This is a genomic window from Tepidimonas fonticaldi (assembly GCF_001675355.1).
Taxonomy (GTDB): Bacteria; Pseudomonadota; Gammaproteobacteria; order Burkholderiales; family Burkholderiaceae_C; genus Tepidimonas; species Tepidimonas fonticaldi.
Genome location: NZ_LZDH01000056.1, coordinates 735,332 through 758,338, shown reverse-complemented (window position 1 = coordinate 758,338; position 23,007 = coordinate 735,332). Strand labels below are relative to the sequence as shown.

19 protein-coding genes are annotated in these 23,007 nt (G+C 70.5%); 7 read left to right on the top strand and 12 right to left on the bottom strand.

The window, feature by feature from the left end; translation table 11 throughout:
- Positions 1–166: 166 nt before the first annotated feature.
- The 5 genes from glmM to A9O67_RS09365 form a co-directional block, all read right to left on the bottom strand.
- Positions 167–1,519 (bottom strand): phosphoglucosamine mutase, encoded by a 1,353-nt coding sequence (glmM, locus tag A9O67_RS09385; protein ID WP_068609506.1) that lies wholly within the window; start codon positions 1,517–1,519, stop codon positions 167–169.
- Positions 1,516–2,403: a dihydropteroate synthase gene (gene folP, locus A9O67_RS09380; protein WP_068609503.1), complete on the bottom strand. Its 888-nt coding sequence runs from the start codon at positions 2,401–2,403 to the stop codon at positions 1,516–1,518. The genes glmM and folP overlap by 4 nt, the downstream gene beginning before the upstream one ends.
- Before the next feature lie 105 nt (positions 2,404–2,508).
- Positions 2,509–4,440: an ATP-dependent zinc metalloprotease FtsH gene (gene ftsH / locus A9O67_RS09375; protein ID WP_068609501.1), complete on the bottom strand. Its 1,932-nt coding sequence runs from the start codon at positions 4,438–4,440 to the stop codon at positions 2,509–2,511.
- A gap of 169 nt (positions 4,441–4,609) precedes the next feature.
- Positions 4,610–5,299 (bottom strand): RlmE family RNA methyltransferase, encoded by a 690-nt coding sequence (locus A9O67_RS09370; RefSeq protein ID WP_068609498.1) that lies wholly within the window; start codon positions 5,297–5,299, stop codon positions 4,610–4,612.
- A 48-nt stretch (positions 5,300–5,347) separates the two neighbouring features.
- Positions 5,348–6,526 (bottom strand): MFS transporter, encoded by a 1,179-nt coding sequence (locus A9O67_RS09365; RefSeq protein ID WP_068609496.1) that lies wholly within the window; start codon positions 6,524–6,526, stop codon positions 5,348–5,350.
- 50 nt (positions 6,527–6,576) lie between these two features.
- On the opposite strand from A9O67_RS09365, the gene A9O67_RS09360 reads away from it, so the two are divergent.
- The 3 genes from A9O67_RS09360 to A9O67_RS09350 all read left to right on the top strand — a co-directional run bounded on the left by A9O67_RS09360 (position 6,577) and on the right by A9O67_RS09350 (position 10,847).
- A complete protein-coding gene (locus A9O67_RS09360; RefSeq protein WP_068609494.1) occupies positions 6,577–7,056 on the top strand; it encodes a YhbY family RNA-binding protein in 480 nt (159 codons plus the stop codon).
- A gap of 49 nt (positions 7,057–7,105) precedes the next feature.
- The gene (locus A9O67_RS09355) at positions 7,106–9,166 is read left to right on the top strand and encodes a M3 family metallopeptidase (protein WP_068609493.1); all 2,061 of its coding nucleotides are present in this window, start codon (positions 7,106–7,108) and stop codon (positions 9,164–9,166) included.
- Positions 9,167–9,269: 103 nt separating this feature from the next.
- Positions 9,270–10,847 carry a methyl-accepting chemotaxis protein gene (locus A9O67_RS09350; protein ID WP_197484469.1) on the top strand — a complete coding sequence of 526 codons (1,578 nt, stop codon included), beginning with the start codon at positions 9,270–9,272 and terminating at the stop codon, positions 10,845–10,847.
- A gap of 5 nt (positions 10,848–10,852) precedes the next feature.
- Here A9O67_RS09350 and rpiA read toward each other — a convergent pair whose 3' ends face one another.
- Entirely contained in the window at positions 10,853–11,572 is a 720-nt protein-coding gene (rpiA, locus tag A9O67_RS09345; protein ID WP_068609487.1) for a ribose-5-phosphate isomerase RpiA, read from the bottom strand.
- A 104-nt stretch (positions 11,573–11,676) separates the two neighbouring features.
- On the opposite strand from rpiA, the gene A9O67_RS09340 reads away from it, so the two are divergent.
- Together A9O67_RS09340 and A9O67_RS09335 are read left to right on the top strand one after the other, a co-directional pair.
- Entirely contained in the window at positions 11,677–12,744 is a 1,068-nt protein-coding gene (locus A9O67_RS09340; protein ID WP_068609485.1) for a quinone-dependent dihydroorotate dehydrogenase, read from the top strand.
- Entirely contained in the window at positions 12,741–13,367 is a 627-nt protein-coding gene (locus A9O67_RS09335; protein ID WP_068609483.1) for a LysE family translocator, read from the top strand. Before A9O67_RS09340 ends, A9O67_RS09335 begins: the two co-directional genes overlap by 4 nt.
- Here the strand turns inward: A9O67_RS09335 and A9O67_RS09330 are convergent.
- From A9O67_RS09330 to A9O67_RS09310, 5 genes are read right to left on the bottom strand one after another with little or no spacing between them, the layout of a single operon-like run.
- On the bottom strand, positions 13,364–14,290 hold the full coding sequence (locus A9O67_RS09330) for a universal stress protein (protein ID WP_068609481.1): 927 nt from the start codon (positions 14,288–14,290) through the stop codon (positions 13,364–13,366). The genes A9O67_RS09335 and A9O67_RS09330 overlap by 4 nt on opposite strands.
- Complete coding sequence (locus tag A9O67_RS09325) at positions 14,287–15,960, bottom strand: cation:proton antiporter (protein ID WP_068609480.1); 1,674 nt, start codon at positions 15,958–15,960, stop codon at positions 14,287–14,289. The genes A9O67_RS09330 and A9O67_RS09325 overlap by 4 nt, the downstream gene beginning before the upstream one ends.
- A gap of 52 nt (positions 15,961–16,012) precedes the next feature.
- Entirely contained in the window at positions 16,013–17,149 is a 1,137-nt protein-coding gene (locus A9O67_RS09320; RefSeq protein ID WP_068609478.1) for an NAD(P)/FAD-dependent oxidoreductase, read from the bottom strand.
- A 4-nt stretch (positions 17,150–17,153) separates the two neighbouring features.
- Positions 17,154–17,687 (bottom strand): disulfide bond formation protein B, encoded by a 534-nt coding sequence (locus A9O67_RS09315; protein WP_082955479.1) that lies wholly within the window; start codon positions 17,685–17,687, stop codon positions 17,154–17,156.
- On the bottom strand, positions 17,677–18,456 hold the full coding sequence (locus tag A9O67_RS09310; protein WP_068609476.1) for a ferredoxin--NADP reductase: 780 nt from the start codon (positions 18,454–18,456) through the stop codon (positions 17,677–17,679). Before A9O67_RS09310 ends, A9O67_RS09315 begins: the two co-directional genes overlap by 11 nt.
- 260 nt (positions 18,457–18,716) lie before the next feature.
- Between A9O67_RS09310 and A9O67_RS09305 the strand changes: the two genes are divergently transcribed.
- Together A9O67_RS09305 and mnmC are read left to right on the top strand one after the other, a co-directional pair.
- Positions 18,717–18,992, top strand: a complete 276-nt coding sequence (locus A9O67_RS09305; protein ID WP_068609475.1) for an oxidative damage protection protein — start codon at positions 18,717–18,719, stop codon at positions 18,990–18,992.
- Between the two features lies 1 nt (position 18,993).
- A complete protein-coding gene (mnmC, locus tag A9O67_RS09300; protein ID WP_068609474.1) occupies positions 18,994–21,003 on the top strand; it encodes an FAD-dependent 5-carboxymethylaminomethyl-2-thiouridine(34) oxidoreductase MnmC in 2,010 nt (669 codons plus the stop codon).
- On the opposite strand, the gene A9O67_RS09295 is transcribed toward mnmC, so the two are convergent.
- Complete coding sequence (locus A9O67_RS09295) at positions 20,991–22,973, bottom strand: PHA/PHB synthase family protein (RefSeq protein WP_156682287.1); 1,983 nt, start codon at positions 22,971–22,973, stop codon at positions 20,991–20,993. The two genes, mnmC and A9O67_RS09295, sit on opposite strands and share 13 nt — an antisense overlap.
- Positions 22,974–23,007 lie beyond the last annotated feature (34 nt).

The window sequence follows — 23,007 nt, the reverse complement described above, 5'->3', positions numbered from 1 at the left end:
CTTATTTGACCCAAGGGCTTCCCATTCGGGACAACCCGCAGCCCGCAGGCCCGGCATTCACAAGCACCATCGGTCCTGTCGATGGTCCGATCTCAGGGGAAAAGCCTGAACCGACGCCCTATCGTGGGCGTCGGCGTGGGGAGCGAACGCCGACGCGCTTGGCGTCTCAAGCCGACACGGGCGCCCCCGCAACAGCCGCCTCGGCCAGCTGCGCGGCCCAGCGCTCGGCGTCCTCGGCGCGGCGTGCCTCCACCATCACGCGCAGCACCGGCTCGGTGCCGCTGGCGCGGATCAGCACGCGGCCGTCCGCGCCCAGCGCCGCCTCGGCCTCGCGTTGCGCCTGCTGCAGCGCGGCATTGGCGCGCCAGTCCGCGCCCGGGGCCAGCCGCACGTTGCGCAGCACCTGCGGAAAGCGCTCCACGCCGCGCAGCACGTCCGCGAGCGTGCGCTGCTGGCGCAGGCAGGCCTGCAGCACCTGCAGCGCCGAGACGATGCCGTCGCCGGTGGTCTGCCTGTCCAGGATGATCAGGTGGCCGGAGCCCTCCCCGCCCAGCAGCCAGTGGTGGCGGTGCAGCTCCTCCAGCACGTAGCGGTCGCCGACCTTGGCGCGCACCAGCCGCACGCCGCGCGCGGCCAGCGCCTGCTCGATGGCCATGTTGGTCATCAGCGTGCCGACCACGCCCGGCACCACCTCGTCGCGGCCCAGCCGGTCGTCCGCCAGCACATACAGCAGCTCGTCGCCGTCGTAGAGGCGGCCGCTGGCGTCCACCATCTGCAGGCGGTCGGCGTCGCCGTCCAGCGCGATGCCGAGGTCGGCCTCGTGCGCGCGCACCGCGGCGACAAGCGTCTGCGGGTGCGTGGCGCCGACGCCGTCGTTGATGTTGCGGCCGTTGGGGCTGCAGCCGATCGGCACCACGTCCGCGCCCAGTTCGTGGAACACGGCCGGTGCGATCTGGTAGGCCGCGCCGTGCGCCGCGTCAACCGCGATCTTGAGCCCCCGCAGGCTGAGGTCGGGGGCAAAGGTGCTCTTGCAGAACTCGATGTAGCGCCCGGCGGCGTCGCTCAGCCGCCGCGCCGCCCCCAGCGCCGCCGACTCCACCCAGGCCGGCGGCTGCGCCAGCGCCGCCTCCACCGCCAGCTCCCACTCGTCGGGCAGCTTGGTGCCCTGGGCGCTGAAGAACTTGATGCCGTTGTCCGGGTAGGGGTTGTGGCTGGCGCTGATGACGACGCCGAGGCTGGCCCGCTGCGCGCACGTGAGGTACGCCACCGCGGGCGTCGGCACCGGCCCGAGCAGCACCACGTCCACCCCGGCGGAGGCGAAGCCCGATTCCAGCGCCGACTCGAGCATATAACCGGAGATGCGCGTGTCCTTGCCGATCAGCACCGTCGGCCGCGCCTCGGTGCGCCTGAGCACCTGCCCGACCGCGTGCGCCAGCCGCAGCGCGAAGTCCGGCGTGATCGGCGCTCGGCCCACCGTGCCGCGGATGCCGTCGGTGCCAAAGTACTGTCGTGTCGTCATGTTTCCTCCCTTTCGTTCAGTGCCATCCAGACCTGCAGCGCCTGCACCGTGGCGGCGACGTCGTGCACGCGCACGATGCGCGCACCACGCTGCACCGCGAGCAACGCCGCGGCGACGCTCGCCCCCAGCCGCTCGGCGGCCACCTCCACGCCGGTCAAGCGCCCCAGCGTGGACTTGCGCGACCAGCCGGCCAGCAGCGGGTAGCCGAGCGTCAGCAGCTCGCGCTGGCGGGCCAGCAAGTCGAGGTTCTGCTCCACCGTCTTGCCGAAGCCGATGCCGTAGTCCAGCACGATGCGCTCGGCCGCGACGCCCCGCGCGCGCAGCGCCGCCGCCCGCGCGGCCAGAAAGTCGCGCACCTGCGGCACCGCGTCACCCTGCATCGGCTGCACCTGCATGTCCTGCGGCTGGCGGTGCATGTGCATCAGCACCACGCCGCAGGCCGGATCCTGCGCCACCACGTCCTCGGCGCGGCGGCCGTCCGCGCCGGTGCGCCGCAGCGCCCAGATGTCGTTGACGATGTCCGCCCCCAGCGCCAGGCACTCCGCCATCACCTCGGGCTTGTAGGTGTCGACGCTGATCGGCACGCCCCAGCGCACCGCCTCGCGCACCACCGGCACGACGCGCGCGAGCTCCTCCTCGAGCGGCACCGGCGGCGCGCCGGGCCGGGTCGATTCGCCGCCGACGTCGAGGATATCGGCCCCTTCCTTCAGCAGCGTCTCGGCATGGCGCAAGCCGCTCGTGGCGTCGGCGTGCGCCCCCCCGTCGGAGAACGAGTCCGGCGTGACGTTGACGATGCCCATCACGCGCGGGCGGCTCAGATCGATGCGAAAGCGTGCCGTCTTCCAGCAGGCAGACAGGGGGGCGGACGGAAGGAACGACGGCATGGCCGCTATTGTGCCCGGGCCGCGAGGCCACCCTCGAGGCCGCCACAGCCAAAATCATCGAGGCCGCGGAAAGCGGCCTCGACACTCATGCGATGGACAGACCGATCAGGCCGCCGTGGGTGCCTGCGGCGAGGGATCGGCCTTCACCGGTTCGGCCGCGCCCCCGGCGTCGCCCCCACCACCGGCGTTGGGTGTGCGGGGACTGATGTCCTTGGGCGGACGCGGCGGGCGACCGGCCATGATGTCGTCGATCTGCTCGCTCTCGATCGTCTCCCACTCCAGCAACGCCTTGGCCATGGCGTGCATCTTGTCGGCGTTTTCCTCGATCAGCCGGCGGGCCAGCGCGTATTGCTCGTCGATGATGCGGCGCACCTCGGCGTCGACCTGCCGCATCGTCTCCTCGCTCATGTGCGTGGTCTTGGTGATCGAGCGGCCCAGGAACACCTCGCCCTCGTTCTCGGCATAGACCATCGGCCCGAGCTTTTCGGACATGCCGTAGCGCATCACCATGTCCCGGGCGATCTGCGTGGCGCGCTCGAAGTCGTTGCTGGCGCCAGTGGTCATCTGGTTCATGAAGACCTCTTCGGCGATGCGGCCGCCAAACAGCATGCTGATCTGGTTGAGCATGTACTCCTTGTCGTAGGAGTAGCGGTCCTTCTCCGGCAGGCTCATCGTCACGCCGAGCGCCCGGCCGCGCGGGATGATGGTGACCTTGTGCACCGGGTCGCATTTGGGCAGCAGTTTGCCGATCAGCGCATGGCCGGCCTCGTGGTAGGCCGTGTTGCGGCGCTCCTCCTCGGGCATGACCATGCTCTTGCGCTCCGGCCCCATCAGGATCTTGTCCTTGGCCTTCTCGAAGTCCTGCATCTCGACCACGCGGGCGTTACGGCGCGCGGCCATCAGCGCGGCCTCGTTGCAGAGGTTGGCCAGGTCGGCCCCGCTCATGCCGGGCGTGCCGCGGGCGATGACCGCCGGGTTGACGTCCTGCCCGATCGGGATCTTGCGCATGTGCACGTTCAGGATCTGCTCGCGGCCGCGGATGTCGGGCAGCGTCACATAGACCTGCCGGTCGAAACGGCCGGGGCGCAACAGGGCGGCATCCAGGATGTCGGGCCGGTTGGTGGCCGCGATCACGATCACGCCCAGATTGGTCTCGAAACCGTCCATTTCGACCAGCATCTGGTTGAGCGTCTGCTCGCGCTCGTCATTGCCGCCGCCCAGGCCCGCGCCACGCTGGCGCCCGACGGCGTCGATCTCGTCGATGAAGATGATGCACGGGGCGTTCTTCTTGGCCTGCTCGAACATGTCGCGCACGCGCGCGGCGCCGACGCCGACGAACATTTCGACGAAGTCCGAGCCCGAGATGCTGAAGAACGGCACCTTGGCCTCGCCCGCGATGGCCTTGGCCAGCAGCGTCTTGCCGGTGCCCGGGGGGCCCACCAGCAGCAGGCCGCGCGGAATGCGGCCGCCGAGTTTCTGGAATTTCTGCGGATCCTTGAGGAAATCGACGACTTCCTTGACCTCCTCCTTGGCCTCGTCGCAGCCGGCCACGTCGGCAAAGGTGACCTGGTTGCTCGATTCGTCGAGCATGCGCGCCTTGCTCTTGCCGAAGCTGAACGCGCCGCCCTTGCCGCCGCCCTGCATCTGGCGCATGAAGTAGATCCACACGCCGATGAGCAGCAGCATCGGCCCCCAGCTGACCAGCAGGGTCATCAGCAGCGAGCCCTCTTCGCGCGGGCGCACGTCAAACTTGACGTCGTTGGCGATCAGGTCGCCCACCAAGCCGCGGTCGAGATAGGTGGCGTTGGTGCGCACCCGCCGGTCGTCGGTCGTGATGGCCACGATCTCGGTGCCGTTGGCGCCCTCCTGGATGGTGGCGCTCTTGATGCGCTGGGCCTTGACCTCGTTGAGGAAGTCCGAGTACGCCATGTAGCCGGCGCCGGACGTGGCACGGCCGTCAAACTGCTTGAAGACCGTGAACAGCACCATGGCGATCACCATCCAGATCGCCACTTTGGAAAACCACTGGTTGTTCAACGAAGGCTCCTACCTTGTCATGGTGGGGTGGCGGATGCGAGGGCTCCGCGCTTGCACCCCATGTGCGCCCCATTGTAGGACTTATCAAGACCGTCCCCCCTTGACAAAAGCGAAACCCTTTCGATCGATGGGATAGGACGCGCAAATCGGCTCGGCGGACCGAGGAATGTCACCCGCCCGATTTCAGACCCACCCCAACCAGAAAGGTTTCCGCCGACTGGGGGCGCGACGCCTTGGGCTTGTGCGCCTTGACGGTCCGAAAGTGCGCCCGAAACAGCCGCACCGCCGCGTCGTACGCCCCACCGTGGAACACCTTGGCCACGAGCGCCCCGTCGGGCTTGAGGTGCGCCACCGCAAAATCCACGGCCAGTTCGATCAGATGCTCGATGCGCGCGGCATCCACCTCCTCCACGCCGGACAGGTTGGGGGCCATGTCCGACACCACCAGATCCACCCGGTGGGCCGCATCGCCGCCCAGGGCGTCGGCCAAGGCCGCCTGCAACGCGGCCAGCGTGGCCTCCTCGCGGAAGTCGCCTTGGATGAAGCGCACCCCATCCACCGGCTCCATGGGCAGCAGGTCCAGGCCGATGACCGTGCCGCGCACCCGGGGCTGCCCGTCCGGGCCTGTTGTCGTCCCCAGGCGCCGGCGCAAATACTGGCACCACGCCCCCGGCGCACAGCCCAAGTCCACCACGCACTGGCCAGGGTGGACCAAGTGGAAGGTCTCGTCCAGCTCCTTGAGCTTGTAGGCGGCGCGGGCGCGATAGCCCTCTTTTTGCGCCAGGCGCACCCAGGGATCGGTGACGTGCTGGTTGAGCCACGCCTTGTTGACCTTCTTGCTTTGCGTCTTGACCTTCATGGGGGTGGGACTATACGGCCGGACTGCGCCCCCCGCCGCCCAACCCGCTCAACGGTGGGGGCTGCGCCACAGCGGACGCATGGCCAGCAGACCCAGGGCGGGGCCCAGCGCCAGCCCGGGCAGCAGCAGCCCCAGCGGGAAGCGCTCGGCCAGCGCCGTGAACAGCAGAATGCTGGCAATCGAAATGGCAAACCCCAGGCAGTTGGTCAAGGTCAGCACACTGCCGACCGCGCTGGGCGGCGCATTGCGGGCCGTGAGGGTGGAAAACTGCGGGGAGTCGCCAGCCACGGTGATGCCCCACAGCACCAACCAGCCATAGAACCAGGGATCGGGCGCATTCAGCATCCAGGGCGCGGCCAGACAGCACGAGCCGCTGATGGCAAGCTGCACGCACGCCACACGCGCACTGCCCCACCGCATGGCCAGCCAGCCACCCCCGGCACACCCCAGGGCGCCCGCCCCCAGCACCCCAAAGGCCACCCACGACAGTGCCGCCCCCTCGAGCCGCAGCGCCAGCACCAGCGGCACCATCACCCACATGGTGTAGAGCTCCCACATGTGGCCGAAATACCCCAGCACCGAGCTGCGCACCCGCCGGTTCGACCACAGCGTCGCCAGCGCACGCCCGTCGAAGCTCCGCGCCCGCGGGGCGGCGGGCACGACGGTCGGGGGCTCGCCGAGCGCCAGGTACAGCCCCACCCCGCCCAACGCGGCCAGCGCGGCCACCCCCAGCATCAGCGACTCCCACGGCAGCGCCGCCCCCAACGCCCGCAGCCCATGAGCGCTGGCCGACCCCAGGATCAGCGCCGCGATCAGCAGCCCCATCGCCGCGCCCAGGCCCTCGCGGAACCACTGCGCCGCGAGCCGCATGCCCACCGGATAGATGCCCGCCAGACACACCCCCGTCGCAAAGCGCCAGACCATCAGGGCCTGCGGATCGCGCACCATCGCCCACGCCCCGACGGTGAACGCGGCAGCGGCCAGCGAACACAGCAAGAACACCCGCCGCGGCGGGTACCGGTCGACCACGGCCAGCAGCGCAAACGCCAGCGTGCCGGCGATGAAGCCGAACTGCAGCGCCGACGTCATCGACCCGACCCAGGCCAGCGGCCAGCCCAGTTCGCGCTGCAAATCGGGCATCACCGCATTGACGGCAAACCACGGCGACGTCCCGGCAAACTGGGCCAGCACGAGCACCGGCAGCACGTGGCGCGCAACGGCGGTCATGCCTGCACTGTAGCGCCCCGCCGATGCGGCGGATACCGGATAATCCCCCCATGCCGCGAATCGAACTCACCCCCGCCCAGCGCGCCGCCCACCGCGGGGACGCGCACCACCTCGAGCCGGTCGTCATGATCGGGGCCGACGGCCTGACCGACGCCGTCAAGGCCGAGGTGGACGCGGCCCTGAATGCGCACGGCCTGATCAAGGTGCGCGCCCTGGAGGGCGACCGCCCGCAGCGCGAAGCCTGGCTGCAGACGCTGGCGGACGAACTCAACGCCGCGCCGGTGCAGCACATCGGCAAGCTGCTGGTGCTGTGGCGCCCCATCCCGCCCAAAGCCAAAGCCGTCGACGAGGACCGCAAGCCCGGCCCGCGCGAATACAAAGTGGTCAAATACAGCAAAAAGGGCGGCCAGCGCCCCGAGATCAAGACCGTGCGGGTGCTGGGCAACCAGCGGCTGACGCCCGGCGGGCTGGTCAAGAAGGCCAAGCGGCGCCAAAAGAGCGCCAAAAAATCCGCGTCCGCCGCCGGCTGATCGCCCCCCGCGGCGGCGGGGCGGCGGTTTCCATGGCATCCTTGGGTGCATGAACGACCGCATCGACCCTGCCCTGCTCGACAACCCCCTGCTCGACTTTGCCGATCTGCCGCGCTTCGACGCGGTGGAACCCGGCCACGTCGCCCCGGCCATCGAATCGCTGCTGCGCGAGGCCGACGCCGCCCTGCAGCAGGTCACCGCCCCCGACTTCCCGGCGGACTGGAATGCACTGGCCGCCACCTTGGACGTGGCAACGGAGCGCCTGGGGCGCGCCTGGGGCACCGTCAGCCACCTCAACGCCGTGGCCGACACGCCGGCACTGCGCGCCGCCTACAACGCCATGCTGCCGCGCGTCACGGAGTTCTGGACCCGGCTGGGCGCGGACGAGCGGCTGTACGCCAAGTACAAGGCCATCGATCCCGCGCGCCTGAATGCGGCCCAGCGGCGCGCGCGCGAGATCGCCTTGCGCGGCTTCGTGCTCGGCGGCGCCGAATTGCGGGGCGAGGCCAAGGCACGGTTTGCCGCGATCCAGGAGCGCCAGGCCGAGCTGGCCCAAAAGTTCAGCGAAAACGCCCTGGACGCGACCGACGCCTATGCCTATTACGCGAGCGACGCGGAGCTGGCTGGCGTGCCCGACGATGTGCGCGCGGCGACCCGCCAGGCGGCCCAGGCCGAGGGGCGCGATGGCCACCGCCTGGGCCTGAAGCTGCCGGTGTACCTGCCCGTCATGCAATTTGCCCACGACCGGGCGCTGCGCGAACGGCTCTACCGCGCCTATGGCACGCGCGCCAGCGACCAGGCCGAGGGCGACGGCACGCGGTTCGACAACACCCCATTGATGCGCGAGCTGCTGGCCCTGCGCACCGAAGAGGCGCGGCTGCTCGGCTACCCCAGCTTTGCGCACGTCTCGCTCGTGCCCAAGATGGCGCAATCCCCCGAGCAGGTGATCGACTTTCTGCGCGATCTGGCCCGGCGCGCCCGCCCCTACGCCGAGCAGGACGTGGCCGACATGCGCGCCTTCGCGGAGGACCACCTGAACCTGCCCGACCCGCAGGCCTGGGACTGGCCCTACATCGCCGAGCAACTGCGCCAGGCGCGCTATGCCTACAGCGAGCAGGAGGTCAAGCCCTACTTCCCGCTGCCGCGCGTGCTGCAAGGGCTGTTTCGCATCGTCGAGACGCTGTTCGAGGTCCGCATCCGCGAGGACCAGGCACCCGTGTGGCATCCCACGGTGCGATTTTTCCGCTTGGAGCGCGACGGCGCGCTGATCGGCCAGTTTTACCTGGATCCGTCGGCGCGCGCCGGCAAGCGCGGCGGCGCCTGGATGGACGATGTGCGGGGCCGCTGGCGCCGCCCGGACAATGGCGGCCTGCAAACGCCGGTGGCGCATCTGGTGTGCAATTTCGCCGACGGGGTGGATGGCAAGCCCGCCCTGCTCACGCACGACGACGTGATCACCCTGTTCCATGAATTTGGACACGGCCTGCACCATTTGCTCACCCAGGTGGATGAGCACGACGTCGCGGGCATCGGCGGGGTGGAGTGGGACGCCGTGGAGCTGCCCAGCCAGTTCATGGAGAACTTCTGCTGGGAATGGGTGGTGCTGCAGCAGATGACGGCGCATGTGGACACGGGCGAGCCCCTGCCGCGCGCGCTCTACGACAAGATGCTGGCGGCCCGCAACTTCCAAAGCGGTCTGCAGACGCTGCGCCAGATCGAGTTTGCGCTGTTCGACATGCGGCTGCACCTGGAAGGCGCCCCGGATGGCGACGTGATGGCCCTGCTGCAGCAGGTGCGCGACGAGGTGGCCGTGCTGCAGCTGCCCGCGTGGCACCGCATGCCGCACACCTTCAGCCACATCTTTGCAGGGGGCTATGCGGCGGGCTATTACAGCTACAAGTGGGCCGAAGTGCTCAGCGCCGACGCCTACGCCGCCTTCGAGGAGGCAGCCGCGCAGCGCGGATCACCACTGGATGTCGAGGTCGGGCGGCGCTACCGGCAACAGATCCTAGAAGTCGGCGGCAGCCGCCCGGCGTTGGAATCCTTCCGTGCCTTCCGCGGCCGCGACCCGCAGATCGACGCGCTGCTGCGCCACCAAGGCATGGTCTGAACCGTGATGGTGTGACAGGGCGGGCAATGACTGTCACTCCCCTGTCACACGAATGTCGGAAAGTGCGCGCTTGGCGACAGTTCCACGCCTCGCGCACCCCGACATGGTTCTTCTTCGCTCCCTTCGCATTGGTCCCCGCCTGGGGGTCGCCTTCGGTCTGCTGCTGGCCATGATGGCCGCGCTGGCGGCGACGGGCCTGGTGGCCGTGGTGTGGACCAGCGATCGCGTGACGACCGTCTATCAGAATCGGGCCGTGCCCCTGCAACGGCTCGGGGAGCTGAATCAGCTACTGCAGCGCAACCGCGCGCTGGTCATGGACATGCTGATCGACCCGGGCCGCGCCAATGTGGAACGGCATGCGCAGGAATACGCGCAGAACGACCAACGCATGCGGGACATCTGGGCCGACTACCAATCCCGTCTCCACGCCTCGGACGAGCACCGGGCTGCGGATGCCTTCGAGCAGGCGCGCGCGGCCTATCTGGCACAGGGTTTGGACGCCGCCGCCCGCGCCATGACAGACGGCCGCTACGACGACGCGCAGGAGCTGTATCTGCTGCAGGTCAAGCCGCAGGAGCCCGCGGTGCAAAACGCTCTGAATGCGCTGCTGGCGATCAAGCTGAACCAAGCCAACCAGGAGTACGAGGCCGCGCAGGCCCTGCGGCGCAAGGTGACGGTGACGCTGATCTCCACGTCCGCGGGCGCCCTGCTGCTGGGGGTGTGGTTGGCGTGGCGCATCACCCGCTCGATCACCGGCCCCGTGCGCCAAGCCGTGCAGGTGGCGGACCGGGTCGCCGCCGGCGACCTCACCGCTCGTCCTGCCGTGCGGGGCCGGGATGAGCTGGGCGACATGCTGCGCGCCCTGGCCACCATGCAGGCGCGGCTGACCACCCTGATCGGGGACGTGCGCGACGTCTGCGACAACGTGGCGGCCGGCACCCACCAGATCGCCGCCGGCAGTACCGACCTGTCGCAACGCACCGAATCGCAGGCCGCGCAACTGCAACAGACGGCCGCCGCGATGGCGGAGCTCAACGGTGCCGTGACGCGCAACACCGAAACCGCCCGCTGCGCCGTCGAGTCGGCCCTGCAGGCCCGCGCGGCCGCCGGCGATGGCGGCCGGCTGATGCAAGATGTCGTGGCGACGATGGGCGACATCGCCGCCGGCAGTCACCGCGTCGCGGACATCACGGGCGTCATCGACGCCATCGCCTTCCAGACCAACATCCTGGCCCTGAACGCCGCGGTCGAGGCCGCCCGGGCCGGCGAGGCGGGGCGCGGCTTTGCCGTGGTCGCAGGTGAGGTGCGCGGGCTGGCCCAGCGCAGCGCTGCGGCCGCGCGCGAGATCAAGGACCTGATCGCCAACGGCGTGGCGCGCGCGCAAGCCGGATCCGCCCTGGTCGATCGCGCGGGGGATAGCGTCGCGGGCATGGTCGCCCACATCGAGCGGGTCACGGCGCTGATCGAGTCCATGGCCCAGGCGAGCCTGGAGCAGGCGTCGAGCCTGCAGCAGATCCACCTGGCCCTGGGGCACTTGGACGACACCACCCAGCGCAACGCCGCCCTGGTGGAGCAAACCACCGCCGCTGCCGAAAGCCTGCGCCGGCAAGCCGGCCACCTGGCCGAGGCGGTGCGCGTCTTTCGCCTGGAACGCGGCGAAGTCGAACTGCTGCCCGGCTGAGCCGGTCAGGGCGTGTCGAACGCGATGGTGCGCACCCCCTCGGGCGTGCCCAACAGGCAGACATGGGCGCGCTGGTGCGCGAACACCCCCACCGTCACCACCCCAGGCCAGTCGTTGACCATGGACTCGAAGGCCACGGGGTCCGCGATGCGCAGGCCATGCACATCCAGGATGTGCTGGCCGTTGTCCGTGACCAGCGGGACGCCATCGCGCAGGCGCACCCGTGCCTCGCCCCCCAGGGCTGCGAATTGCCGGATCAGGCGCTGGGTGGCCATCGGGATGACCTCCACCGGCAACGGAAAGCGCCCCAGCGTCTGCACCCACTTGGACTGATCGGCAATGCAGACGAAGCGCCGCGCCTGCGCGGCAACGATTTTTTCCCGCGTCAGTGCCGCCCCGCCCCCTTTGATCATGTAACCGCGGGGGTCGATCTCGTCGGCGCCGTCGATGTACACCGCCAGTTCGCCCACCTCGTTGGCGTCGAACACGGCAATGCCATGCGCCCGCAGGCGCTGGGTGGAGGCCTCCGAGCTGGACACCGCGCCGGCGATGCGCGTTTGCGCCTGGGCCTGAGCCTGGGCCAGCGCGTCGATGAAGCAATTGACGGTCGAGCCCGTGCCCACGCCGACGATCTGCCCCGGCTCCACATACGCCAGGGCGGCACGCCCCACCAAGGCCTTGAGTTCGTCCTGTGTCATCGCCGGGGCGGACGGGTCGCGGTTCATCGTGCAGGATCCTGTCAGTGTCGAAAAAGCGGGGGCTCGGGGTGCGACAATCGGCCACCATCCGGCACTGTGCCGATGACCGATACGACGACCGCGATTATCCGATGGCCTGGATCCCCTACGCGCCGGCCCGCGCGCTTTTGTTCCGGCTCGATGCCGAAGACGCGCACGATCTGACCTTGCGCACCCTGGAGCGCGTGCAGCACTCCCCCCTGCTGAACCTGGTGGCCCAACCCCGGATCGACGATCCGGTCACGCTCGCCGGCCTGCACTTCCCCAATCGGGTGGGGCTGGCCGCGGGGCTGGACAAGAACGCCCGCTGCATCGATGCCTGGGCGGCGATGGGTTTTGGCTTCGTCGAGGTGGGCACCGTCACCCCGCGGCCTCAGCCCGGCAACCCCCGCCCGCGGCTGTTTCGCCTGCCGCAGGCCGAGGCGCTGATCAACCGCTTCGGCTTCAACAACGACGGGCTGGATGCCTTCATCCGCAATGTCAACCGCTCACACGTCCGCCAGGGCCGCGCCGGCGCGCGCCCCCTGGTGCTGGGCCTCAACATCGGCAAAAACGCCAGCACCCCCATCGAACGCGCGACGGACGACTACCTCATCGGCCTGGAGGGGGTGTACACCCAGGCCGACTACATCGCGGTCAACATCTCCAGCCCCAACACGCAAAACCTGCGCCAGTTGCAGGGCGATGCGGCGCTGGACGGCCTGCTGCAGGCCCTGGCGCGGCGGCGTGCGGACCTGGCCGACCGGCTCGGCGTGCGGCGACCCATCTTCGTCAAAATCGCCCCCGATCTGGACGACGGGCAGATCGCCGTGATTGCCGACGCCCTGCTGCGCCACGGCATGGACGGCGTCATCGCCACCAACACCACCCTGGCGCGCGATGCGGTCCAGGGCCTGCCCCACGCGCAGGAGGCCGGGGGTCTGTCCGGCCGGCCGGTGGCGCACGGCAGCAACCGCGTCATCGCCGCGCTGCGCCAGCGCCTGGGGCCCGGCTTTCCGATCATCGGGGTCGGCGGGGTGATGGACGAAGCCTCCGCGCGCGACAAGCTCGCGGCGGGGGCGGACCTCGTCCAGCTCTACACGGGGCTGATCTACCGCGGACCGGACCTGGTGCCGACGGTGGCCCGGGCGCTGCGCGACAGCCGGGGGGCGGGACGATGATCGACACCACCGTGGCCCTGGCCTTCTTCGGCGCGGCGGTGCTGCTGGCGCTCAGCCCCGGGCCGGACAATCTGTTCGTGCTGATGCAATCGGCCACCCACGGCCGGCGCACCGGCTTGCTGGTCACGCTGGGCTTGTGCACGGGGCTGCTGGGGCACACCGCGGCGGTCGCGCTGGGACTAGCGGCCGTGCTGGCGGCTTCGCCCTGGGCCTTCTGGGCCCTCAAGCTGCTGGGGGCGGCGTATCTGCTGTACCTGGCTTGGGGGGCCTGGCGGGCGCCCACCGGCCCCATCGATACGGCCCGGGTACCGCCGCTGCGCCCGCTCGCGGCCTACGGGCGGGGCATCGTGATGAACCTGACCAACCCCAAGGTCGCGCTGTTCTTCCTGGCCTTTCTGCCCCAGTTTGCCGATCCCGCGCGGGGCGCGGTGGGCTGGCAGATCCTGCAACTGGGTGCGCTGTTCATGGTGGCCACGCTGCTGACCTTCGGGTCGTTTGCGGTCTTTGCGGGCTGGATCGGCGGGGCGCTGCGGCGTTCCGCCCGGGCGCAGCGGGCGCTCAACCGGGCGGCCGCCGTCGTCTTCGCGGCGCTGGCGGCGCGCCTGGCCTTTGCCTCGCGCTAGGCCGAGGCCCGGCCCGGCGAGACCAGGACATCGCAGGGCGCTTCGGACAGCACATGCTCCGTGACGCTGCCGAGCAGCAGCTCCTCCGCGGCGCTCAAGCCGTGCTTGCCAATGACGATCAGGTCGCACGCCCGACGGGCGGCCTGTTGCACGATGCCCGGCGCCGCATCGCCCTCGTGCAGCGTGGCGTGGTAGCGCGAGGGCGGCCAGCCCCGCTGTCGCGCCAGTTCGTGCAGGCGAGCGGCGGCGCGCTCGCGCGTCTTTTCCCGATACAGGGCGATCATGTCGTCGTCCACGCCGGCAAACCGCAGCTTTTCTTCGAACGGCACGGTATAGGCGTGCAGCATCTCGACCGCGGCATGGGGCGCGAGCGCATCGGCCAGCGCCAGGGCCGGTGCCGACCAGGGCGAAAAGTCCACGGGCACCAGCGCGCACCGGTAGCCGTGTTGCACCGGCTGGCGCACCACGAGCAAGGGATAGGTGGCCTTGCGCAACAAACGCTCGGCCGTGGTGCCCAGCAACAGGCGCTGCAATCGCCCGCGCCCATGCGCGCCCACGACCACCCAGCGCGCGGCGCAGCGCAGCGCCGTCTCGCCGATCGCCTGCACCGGATGCCCCTGCGCAAACACTGGGTGGACGGGCCAGCCCTGCTCGTCCTGTAACCGGCGCGCCGTGGCCTGCAACGTGGCCTGCGCATCGGCCACGATGCGATCCGACGGCCGCTCGGCCCCCAGCCATTCCTGCAAGGCGGCCATCCAGTCGTTCGGCAGGACGTGCAGCAAGACCAGCGGCACGCCATGCTCGCGGGCCAAGTGGGCAGCCCGTTGTTCGGCCAGCCGCGCGCCGTCGGAAAAATCGGTTGCCACCAGCACGCCACCCGCGGGCGGGTCGGCCGGGGGGCGGCAGCCATCGTCGATCGTCATGGGTTTGCTCCGGAAGCTGGCGGCACCGTCAGCACGCCGACCAGGTGTTCGGCTGCGTGCACGGCGGCGTCGCGAAAGGGCAGATAGATGTGCTGCACGTCCAGGCGCTGCAGCTCTTGCAGCGCCGCTTCGTCGCGCGCGGTCACGGCAATCGGGCCCGCGTAGCCCGCGCCGCGCAGCGCGTGCACCAGCGCGCGGGTGGACGACACCAGCGGCAGGGTCACCACCACCCAGCGCGTGTCGTGCAGGGGCAGGGATTCGACGAAGTCCGGATTCTCGCCATCGCCGTAATGGACGGGGAGGCGTTCCCGTTTGAGCTCGCGCACGGCCTCGGGATCGTGGTCGATGCCCACCGCCGCCACCCCCTGGCGGCGCAGCTCGCGCAGCAGCCGGCTGCCGTAGCGCCCCAGGCCAAAAACCAGCACCGCCGACTCGTCGCTGCGCGGCGGGTGGCGGTCGACGGCCAGTTCCCGGTGCGGGCGCTGCCGCTCGAACACCCCCAGCCACGGAGCCAACCGTTCGTACAACGGCTGGGAATACAGGATCATGTAGGTGGACAGGGTGATGGTGATCAACCCCACCAGCGTCGTCAGCCCCAGCGCCTGTACATCCACATGGCCCAGGCTGATGCCCATGGCCACGAAGACGATGGAAAACTCGCTGATCTGCGCCACCGTCAGCCCGGCCAGAAACCCAGTGCGCTTGCGGTAGCCCATGTAGCCCATGATGGCCATCACGACCAGCGGGTTGCCAATGAGCACGAACACCGCCAGCACCAGCGCAGGCCACAGCTCCTGCCCCAGGGTGGACAGGTCCAGCTCCGCCCCCAGGTGGATGAAAAAGAACAGCAGCAAAAAGTCCCGCACCCCGCCCAGCCGGGCATTGATCGCCTCGCGGAAATGCGTGGACGCCAGCGTAAAGCCCGCAACGAAGGCACCGGCCTCCATCGAAAAACCGGCCCAGGCCCCCAGCGCCGCCAACCCCACCCCCCAGGCCAGCGCAAAGACCAGCAGCAACTCTTGCCAGCGCGCCATCAGCGCCACCAGGCGCGGCAGCACCCAGCGCATCAGCACCGCGATGACGAGCACCGCCAACACGATCCGCCCGGCGAGCGAGGCGGCGACCATCCAAGCGCTGGCTTCCGCCCCCGCCTCGGACGCGCGCAGCGCGCTCATGGCCATCATCGCCAGCACCACGGCCAAGTCCTGCACGATCAAAAAACCGACGGCGATGCGCCCGTGCAGCGAGTCCAGCTCCCGCTTGTCGGTCAGCAGCTTGACGATGATGATGGTGCTGGAAAACGTCAGCGCCACGGCCACGTACAGCGCGGCCATCACATCCTTGCCCAGCGCCAGGATCAGCACGAAGCCCCCCGCGATGGTGAAGGCCAGCTGCCCCAGCCCGGTGGCGAGCGCCACCGGCCCGATGTGGCGCACATGGTGCAGGTCGAGCTTGAGGCCGACGATGAACAGCAGCACCGTCACCCCGATTTGCGCCAGCAGCGCCACCTGATCGTGGGCCTTGACCCAGCCCAGGCCAGCCGGTCCGAGGGCGATGCCGACCACGATGTACGCGATCAGCACCGGCTGGCGCAGCCGCACGAACAGCGCGCCGGCGGCGGCCGCGAGCAGCAGCAAAATGGCAAACTCGGCAAAGGGCGCGGCAGTCATGCTGAGGCGATTCTGCCTCGCGCCTGGCGTTCCCGCCGTGGTTTGATCCGGATCAAGAAGCTGCCAAGGCGTCCACGACGCGCTCGCCCACCGCCAGCGCGCTCGTCAACCCCGGCGACTCGAAGCCCAGCAGATGCACCAGTCCGGCCCAGCCGTGCTCGTGCGGGCCGTCCAGCCGAAAATCCGGCGCCGGCTCGCCGGGCCCGTGGATCTTGGGACGTACGCCGCTGTAGGCCGGCTGCAGCGCACCGTCGGGCAAAGCCGGCCAGTAGCGGCGGATGGCGTCATAAAACACCGACGCACGCTGCGCATCGACGGCGTAGTCCAGCCCGTCCGGCGAGGCGGCGTCCACCCACTCGTGGTCGGGGCCAAAGCGCGCCTGCCCGCCCAGATCGAGCGTCAGGTGCACGCCCAGCCAGGCGTCCTGCGGCGCGGGATAGATCAGGCAACCGAACGGCGAACGCCCGACCAGCGCAAAGTAACTGCCCTTGGCATAACGGGGCCGCGACCAGCGCTCGGGGTCGGGCCCCTGGATGGCGCGCGCCACATGGCAGGCCCACAGCCCCGCCGCGTTGACCAGCACGTCGGCCTGCAACTCGAAGGGCTCGCCCTCGCGCGTCGCGCCCTGCACGCGCCAGCCGCCTTGGCCCTGGGCGCCGATCGGCTCGGCCGAGGTGAACACCGAGCCCAGCGCGACGCTGCCTCCGGCGGCTTCCAGATCGCCCTGCAGCGCCACCATCAAGCCGTGGCTGTCGACGATGCCCGTGCTGGGCGACCACAGTGCGGCGTGGCAGCGCAAGGCGGGCTCGCGCTCGCGCGCCTGGGCGGCGGACAGCCACGACACGGGCACGCCATTGGCCTGCGCGCGCGCGGCGAGCGCCTGCAGCGCGTCCGTTTGCTCGGGTTCGGTCGCAACGATCAGCTTGCCGCAGGGGCGGTGGCCGATGTGCCGCTCGGCCACATAGTCGTACAACAGCGCCTTGCCACGCACGCACAACTGCGCCTTGAGCGATCCAGGCGCGTAGTACAGCCCGGCGTGGATGACCTCGCTGTTGCGCGCGCTCACGCCGGTGCCAATGGCCGTTTCGCGCTCCAGCACGACCACATCGCGCCCCGCACGGGCCAGCGCGCGGGCGACCGCCAGGCCGATCACCCCCGCCCCGACGACCAGCGCCCCCACCCGTTCCATCGCGTCAACGGCGGCTGCACCGCAGCCAGGCCAGCAGGGCTGCGGCCATCGCCACAAAGTTCAAAAACGACCAGTTCGCGATCGTCAGGCCCAAAAAAGTCCAGTCGATGGCCGTGCAGTCCCCGCTGCCGCGAAAGATCATGGGGATTGCCCGCTTGAGGGGGAAGGACTCGATCATGCCGAACAAATCCCGCCCGCAGGTCAGGATTTCGGGCGGATACCACTGCAGCCACGACTGGCGCGCGGCCACCGCCGCCCCCGCCAGCGCCAGCACGAGCGCCAGCCACGCCAGCACGCGCCGCAGCCCGGGGCCCGCCGCGGCCGCGACCGCCGTGGCCAGCGCCACCAGGATCAGCGCATAGCGCTGCACGATGCACATCGGGCACGGCTCCAGCCCGACCCCGTGCTGCAGGTACAGGCCATAGCCGAGCAGGCCGCCGCACCACAGCGCCAAGCCCCCCAGCACCGCACGGGGCGACGCGGCCACCCATCCGGCCCAGTCGGCCCAGCCGCCGGAGCCCGAGGCCTCAGTTGGCATCGGCAAACGCCCTCTCGATCACGAACTGCCCGGGCGTGCTCGTGTTGCCCTCGACGAAACCCAGGCGTTCACACATGGCCTTGAGGTCGCGCAGCATGGCCGGGCTGCCGCAGATCATGACGCGGTCGGTCTCGGGGTTGAGCTGCGGCAGGCCCAATTCGCGCGCCATCTGGCCGCTTTGCACCAGATCCGGAATGCGGCCCTGACGCTCGAAGGGCTCGCGGGTGACGGTGGGGTAGTACAGCATCTGTCGGCTCACGTACTCACCGAGGAATTCGTGCTGCGGAAGTTCCTGCGTCAGATAGTCGCGGTAGGCCAGCTCGGCCACCTGCCGCACGCCGTGCACCAGCACGACCTTCTCGAAGCGCTCATAGGTGGCCGGATCGCGCACGATGCTCAGAAACGGCGCCAACCCCGTGCCGGTGCCGAACAGGTACAGGTTCTTGCCGGGCAACAGGTAATCGATGACCAGCGTGCCCGTGGGCTTGTGGCCGACGATCACCGTGTCGCCGGGCTGGATGTGCTGCAGCCGGCTGGTCAGCGGGCCATCGGGCACCTTGATGCTCAGGAACTCCAGATGCTCCTCGTAATTGGCGCTGACGATGCTGTAGGCGCGCAGCAGCGGTTTGCCGTTTTCCAGCCGCAGCCCGATCATGGTGAACTGGCCGTTGAGGAACCGCAGCCCCGGGTTGCGCGTGGTCGTGAAGCTGAACAGCCGGTCGGTCCAGTGGTGGACGGTCAGGACGCGTTCTTCGTCGAATGCACTCATGATCAGGTGATGGAAAATCGCGATGGCCCAGCGTAGCCGCCCGCGGGGCGGGCGGGCTTGTCCTGCCTCAATCCCCGGCCCCTTTGGGGAAGGGACAACTGGGTTACAGTCCGGGCCCGATGAAACCGCTGGGACCTGTGGGGGACCGGCGGTCGCCCACCGGGCAAAACCCGCATCGTATCAAACCCCTTATGCCGTTTCCGTGGGGCGTTTATCACCACGGGGCATGAGACAGATTTTTTGCGCAGGAGCACGACACCATGGCACGCACCGTTCGCTGCATCAAACTCGGCGTCGAAGCCGAGGGACTCGACTTCCCCCCCTACCCGGGCGAGCTGGGCAAGCGCATCTGGGAAAACGTCAGCAAACAGGCCTGGCAGGACTGGCTGCGCCACCAGACCATGCTGGTCAACGAAAACCGCCTGAACCTGGCCGACGCGCGCGCGCGGCAATACCTGGCGCGGCAGATGGAAAAGCACTTCTTTGGCGAAGGTGCGGACGTCGCCGCCGGCTACGTGCCCCCGACGCAGGGGTGACATGGCCGACGTCGTGGTCGAGTGGCTGCCGGACGGCACGCCGCGCAGCCCCCGCTTCGACGACATCTACCGCAGCCGTGGCGCCGACGGTCAGGGCGGCCTGGCGCAGGCGCGGCACGTGTTTTTGGGCGGTTGCGGCCTGCTGCCCGATGACGGGCAGTCTCCGGCTTGGGCGGGCGCGGCGCGCTGGCACGTGCTGGAAAACGGCTTCGGTCTGGGGCTGAACTTTCTGGCCACTTGGCAAGCGTGGCGGGCCGATGCATCCGCCCCATCCACGCTGTGCTACACCGCCACAGAGGCCCACCCCGCCACCGCCGACGACCTGCGCCGCAGTACGGCCCCGTTTGCCCACCTCCAGCCCCTGGCCGCGGCGCTGGCCGAGCGCTGGATGGGGCTGCTGCCGGGCGTGCACCGCTGGACCTGGGAATGGCCCGCCGACGGCGGCGATGGCCCCAGCCGGCGCCTGCTGTTGACCCTGTGCGTGGGCGAAGCGGCGCGCTGGCTGCCCACGCTGGACGTGCCGGTGAACAGCGTGTTTCTGGACGGCTTCGACCCGGCCGCCAACCCCGACATGTGGTCGCCCGATGTGCTGCGTGCGGTCGCGCGCTTGTGCCAGCCGGGTACCCGGCTGGGCACCTGGACGGTGGCGCGCGCGGTCCGCGACGGGCTGGCGCAGGCGGGTTTTCGGGTCGAGAAGGCCCCGGGCTTGCCTCCCAAGCGGCACTGCCTGCGGGCGGTGTTCGCGCCGAGCTGGACACCCCGGGCCGCTTTGCGGTCTGCGAGCGCCCCGGCCGCGGCGCCGGGATCGCCCCCCCCGCAGAGCCACGCGGTTGTGATCGGTGCCGGTCTGGCCGGCTCGGCGGCCGCTTGGAGCTTGGCCGCGCGGGGCTGGCGTGTGACGGTGCTGGACGCAGCCGACGCCCCCGCGACCGGCGCATCGGGCTTGCCCGTGGGGCTGGTCGCCCCGCATGTGTCGCCCGACGATGCGCCGCTGTCGCGTCTGACCCGGGCGGGCTTGGCCAGCACCCTGGAGCGGGCCCGGGCGCTGCTGACGCCGGGTGTGGACTGGAGCCCCAGCGGTGTGTTCGAGCACCGCGTGGAGGGCAAGCGCGCCCTGCCCGACACGGGGGCGTGGCGCGAACACGGCCAGGTTTGGAGCGAGCCGGCCGATCCCGCGCGCACGGTGCGCGCGGGCCTGCCTGCGGACACGCCCGCCCTGTGGCACCCCCAGGCGGCGTGGCTGCGGCCGGCGCGGCTGGTGGCCGCCCAACTGGCCCGCGCCGGCGTGCGCTTCGTCGGCGGAGCGCGCGTCGCCGGTCTGCGCCGCACGACGGATGATGCCGAGTGGATCGTGATCGACGACACCGGCCGACCGGTGGCCCAGGCCCCCGTGGTCGTGGTGTGCGCGGGCTTCGGCAGCTTGGCGCTGCTGCCGCACACCGACCGAATGCCTTTGCCTCTGCATGCCCTGCGCGGACAGGTGACGTGGGGACCCATGGCCGCCCTGTCGCCATCGGCGGCGAGCGCCTTGCCGCCGTTTCCTGTCAACGGGCACGGGTCGCTGATCGCCGGTGTGCCCGGGCCCGATGGGCAGCCGCTGTGGTGCATGGGCTCCACCTTCATACGGGGCAGCACGGATCGCGCCGTCCAAGCCGCGGACCATGCCGCCAATCTGGACAAACTGCGCCGCTTGCTGCCCCCGGCGGCCGAAGCGCTGTCCCGCCTCTGGCCCCAGGCACACGGCTGGGCCGGCGTGCGCTGCACGCTGCCGGACCGCTTCCCCGCCGTCGGGGCGGTGGAGCCCGATCGGCTGCCCGGCCTGTGTGTGCTGACGGGGCTGGGCGCGCGCGGGCTGACCCTGTCCGTGCTGTGTGGCGAGGTATTGGCGGCCGAACTGCACGGCGAGCCTTGGCCCGTAGAGCGCCCGTTGGCGCAGGCCCTACTGGCCCGGCGCTTTGCCGCCCCGCGCGGGCGAAGCAGTGCAGGCGGGGGGCTGATTCAGTCGCCGTAGCGCACCATCACGTAGCGGCCCGGCGCCGACCCGAGCGCCGGATCCTGCGGCGGCTGGCGCGCCGGCACCTCCTGCCCGCTGCCGCGCTGCTTGAGCCACGCCGACCACGACGGCCACCAGCTGCCCTCCAGCCGCGGCGCCGCGGCCAGCCACTCGTCCGGGGTGCGCCACGGATGATCCGCGGGCGTCGTCAGCAGGTGGTGGTAGCGCCCGCGGTGCCCCGGCTCCGACACGATGCCGGCGTTGTGCCCGCCGTTGGTCAGCGCAAACGTCACGTCGGCCGAGACCAGGTGGTGGATCTTGTACACCGAGCGCCACGGCGCCACGTGGTCCTTGACGGTGCCGACCGCGAACACCGGCACGCGGATGTCGCGCAGCGCGATCGGCTGCCCCTCGAACTGGAAGCGCCCCTCGGCCAGGTCGTTGTTCAGGTAGCAGCTGCGCAGGTACTGGCTGTGCATCACCGCCGGCAGGCGCGTCACGTCGACGTTCCACGCCATCAGGTCGTTGCCGACCTCGTCCTCGCCCAGCAGCCAGCGCCGCGTCTGGCTGGACCAGACCAGCTCGCGCGAGTGCAGGAACTGGAACGACCCGGCCATCTGCTGCCCGGTCAGGTAGCCGCGCGCGGCCATCATGTCCTCCAGCAGCCGCACCTGCGCCTCGTCGATCAGGATGCCGAGCTCGCCGGGCTCCTTGAAGTCGGTCTCGGCGGCCAGCAGCGTCAGGCTTGCCAGCACCCCCTCCTCGGCCGCGTCGACGGCGTGCTGGCAACCCAGCCGCGCGTCGCCGCCGCCCAGCGCCGCCGCGGCGATGGCAGCGAACGTCCCGCCGAGGCAATAGCCCATCAGGTGCACCGGCGCGCCGGTGGCGCAGCGCACGTGGTCCAGCGCCGCCAGCACGCCGTCGCGCACGTAGTCGTCCATCGCCAGCAGGGCGTCGTCTTCGTCGGGGTTCTTCCACGAGACGATGTAGACCGTGTGGCCCTGCCCGACCAGCCAGCGCACCAGCGAGTTGTGCGGCGACAGGTCGAGGATGTAGTACTTCATGATGCACGAGGGGATCACGAGCACCGGCTCGCGCTGCACCGTCGGCGTCGTCGGCGCGTACTGGATCAGCTCGATCAGGGCGTTGCGCAGCACCACCTGCCCCGGGGTCGTCGCCAGCCCCCGCCCGGGGGCCAGCTCCGGATCGAAGCGCCGCCGCGGCGGCTGCAGCCCCAGCCGCCACTGCACGTCTTCCACCATGCGGCCCCAGCCCTTGACGAGCGACTGGCCGCCGCTCTCCCAGGCGCGCTGCAGCGCCTGCGGGTTGGTCCACAGCACGTTGCTCGGCGCCCAGGCGTCCAGCCACTGGCGCCCGTAGAAGCGCATCTGCTCGCGGCTGTGCGGCTGCATGCCGCGCAGTGCCGCGGCCTGCTGCCACCACAGCTCCAGCGCCTTGCCGGCGCTGGCCAGCCCCGACCACGGCCAGCGCTGCCACGCCGGGTCGGCGTAGCGCGCGTCCTCGCGCAGGGCGCGCGCCAACGGGGAGGCGTCGTCCGGCGGTGCGCCATCGTCACCGGGACCGCCCTGCGTCCCACTCCCTCCGCCGGCCTCGCCGGTACGCGCTGCGGCCGCACCGGCCGCACCGGCCACACCGGACACATCGGGCGTCAGAAAGGCCGTGGCCGTGCCCATCCCAGCGCGCCACGCGTCTTGCCACCACGCGTGGCCGAGTTCGGCCGCTTGCCGCGCCAACCGCCGTTGGGTCCCCGGCGAACTCAGCACGTGCAGTGCCCAGTCCGTGGCCGCCAGGGTCAGCGAAATGGGCGACAGACCGCTCCACAACTGGGCCATCAGCACCGACGCCTGTTGGTCCATGGCCTCGGCGGCGTCCGCCTGCCGACGGTGGGGCTCGGCTGCCGCTGGCGGGGGCCCGCTGTCGGACCCGGCGGGAGGGAGGGACGAACGGCGGCGGGACATGTCGGTCATGGGCAAGGCCTTTGGAGCGGTCGGCGCACGAACA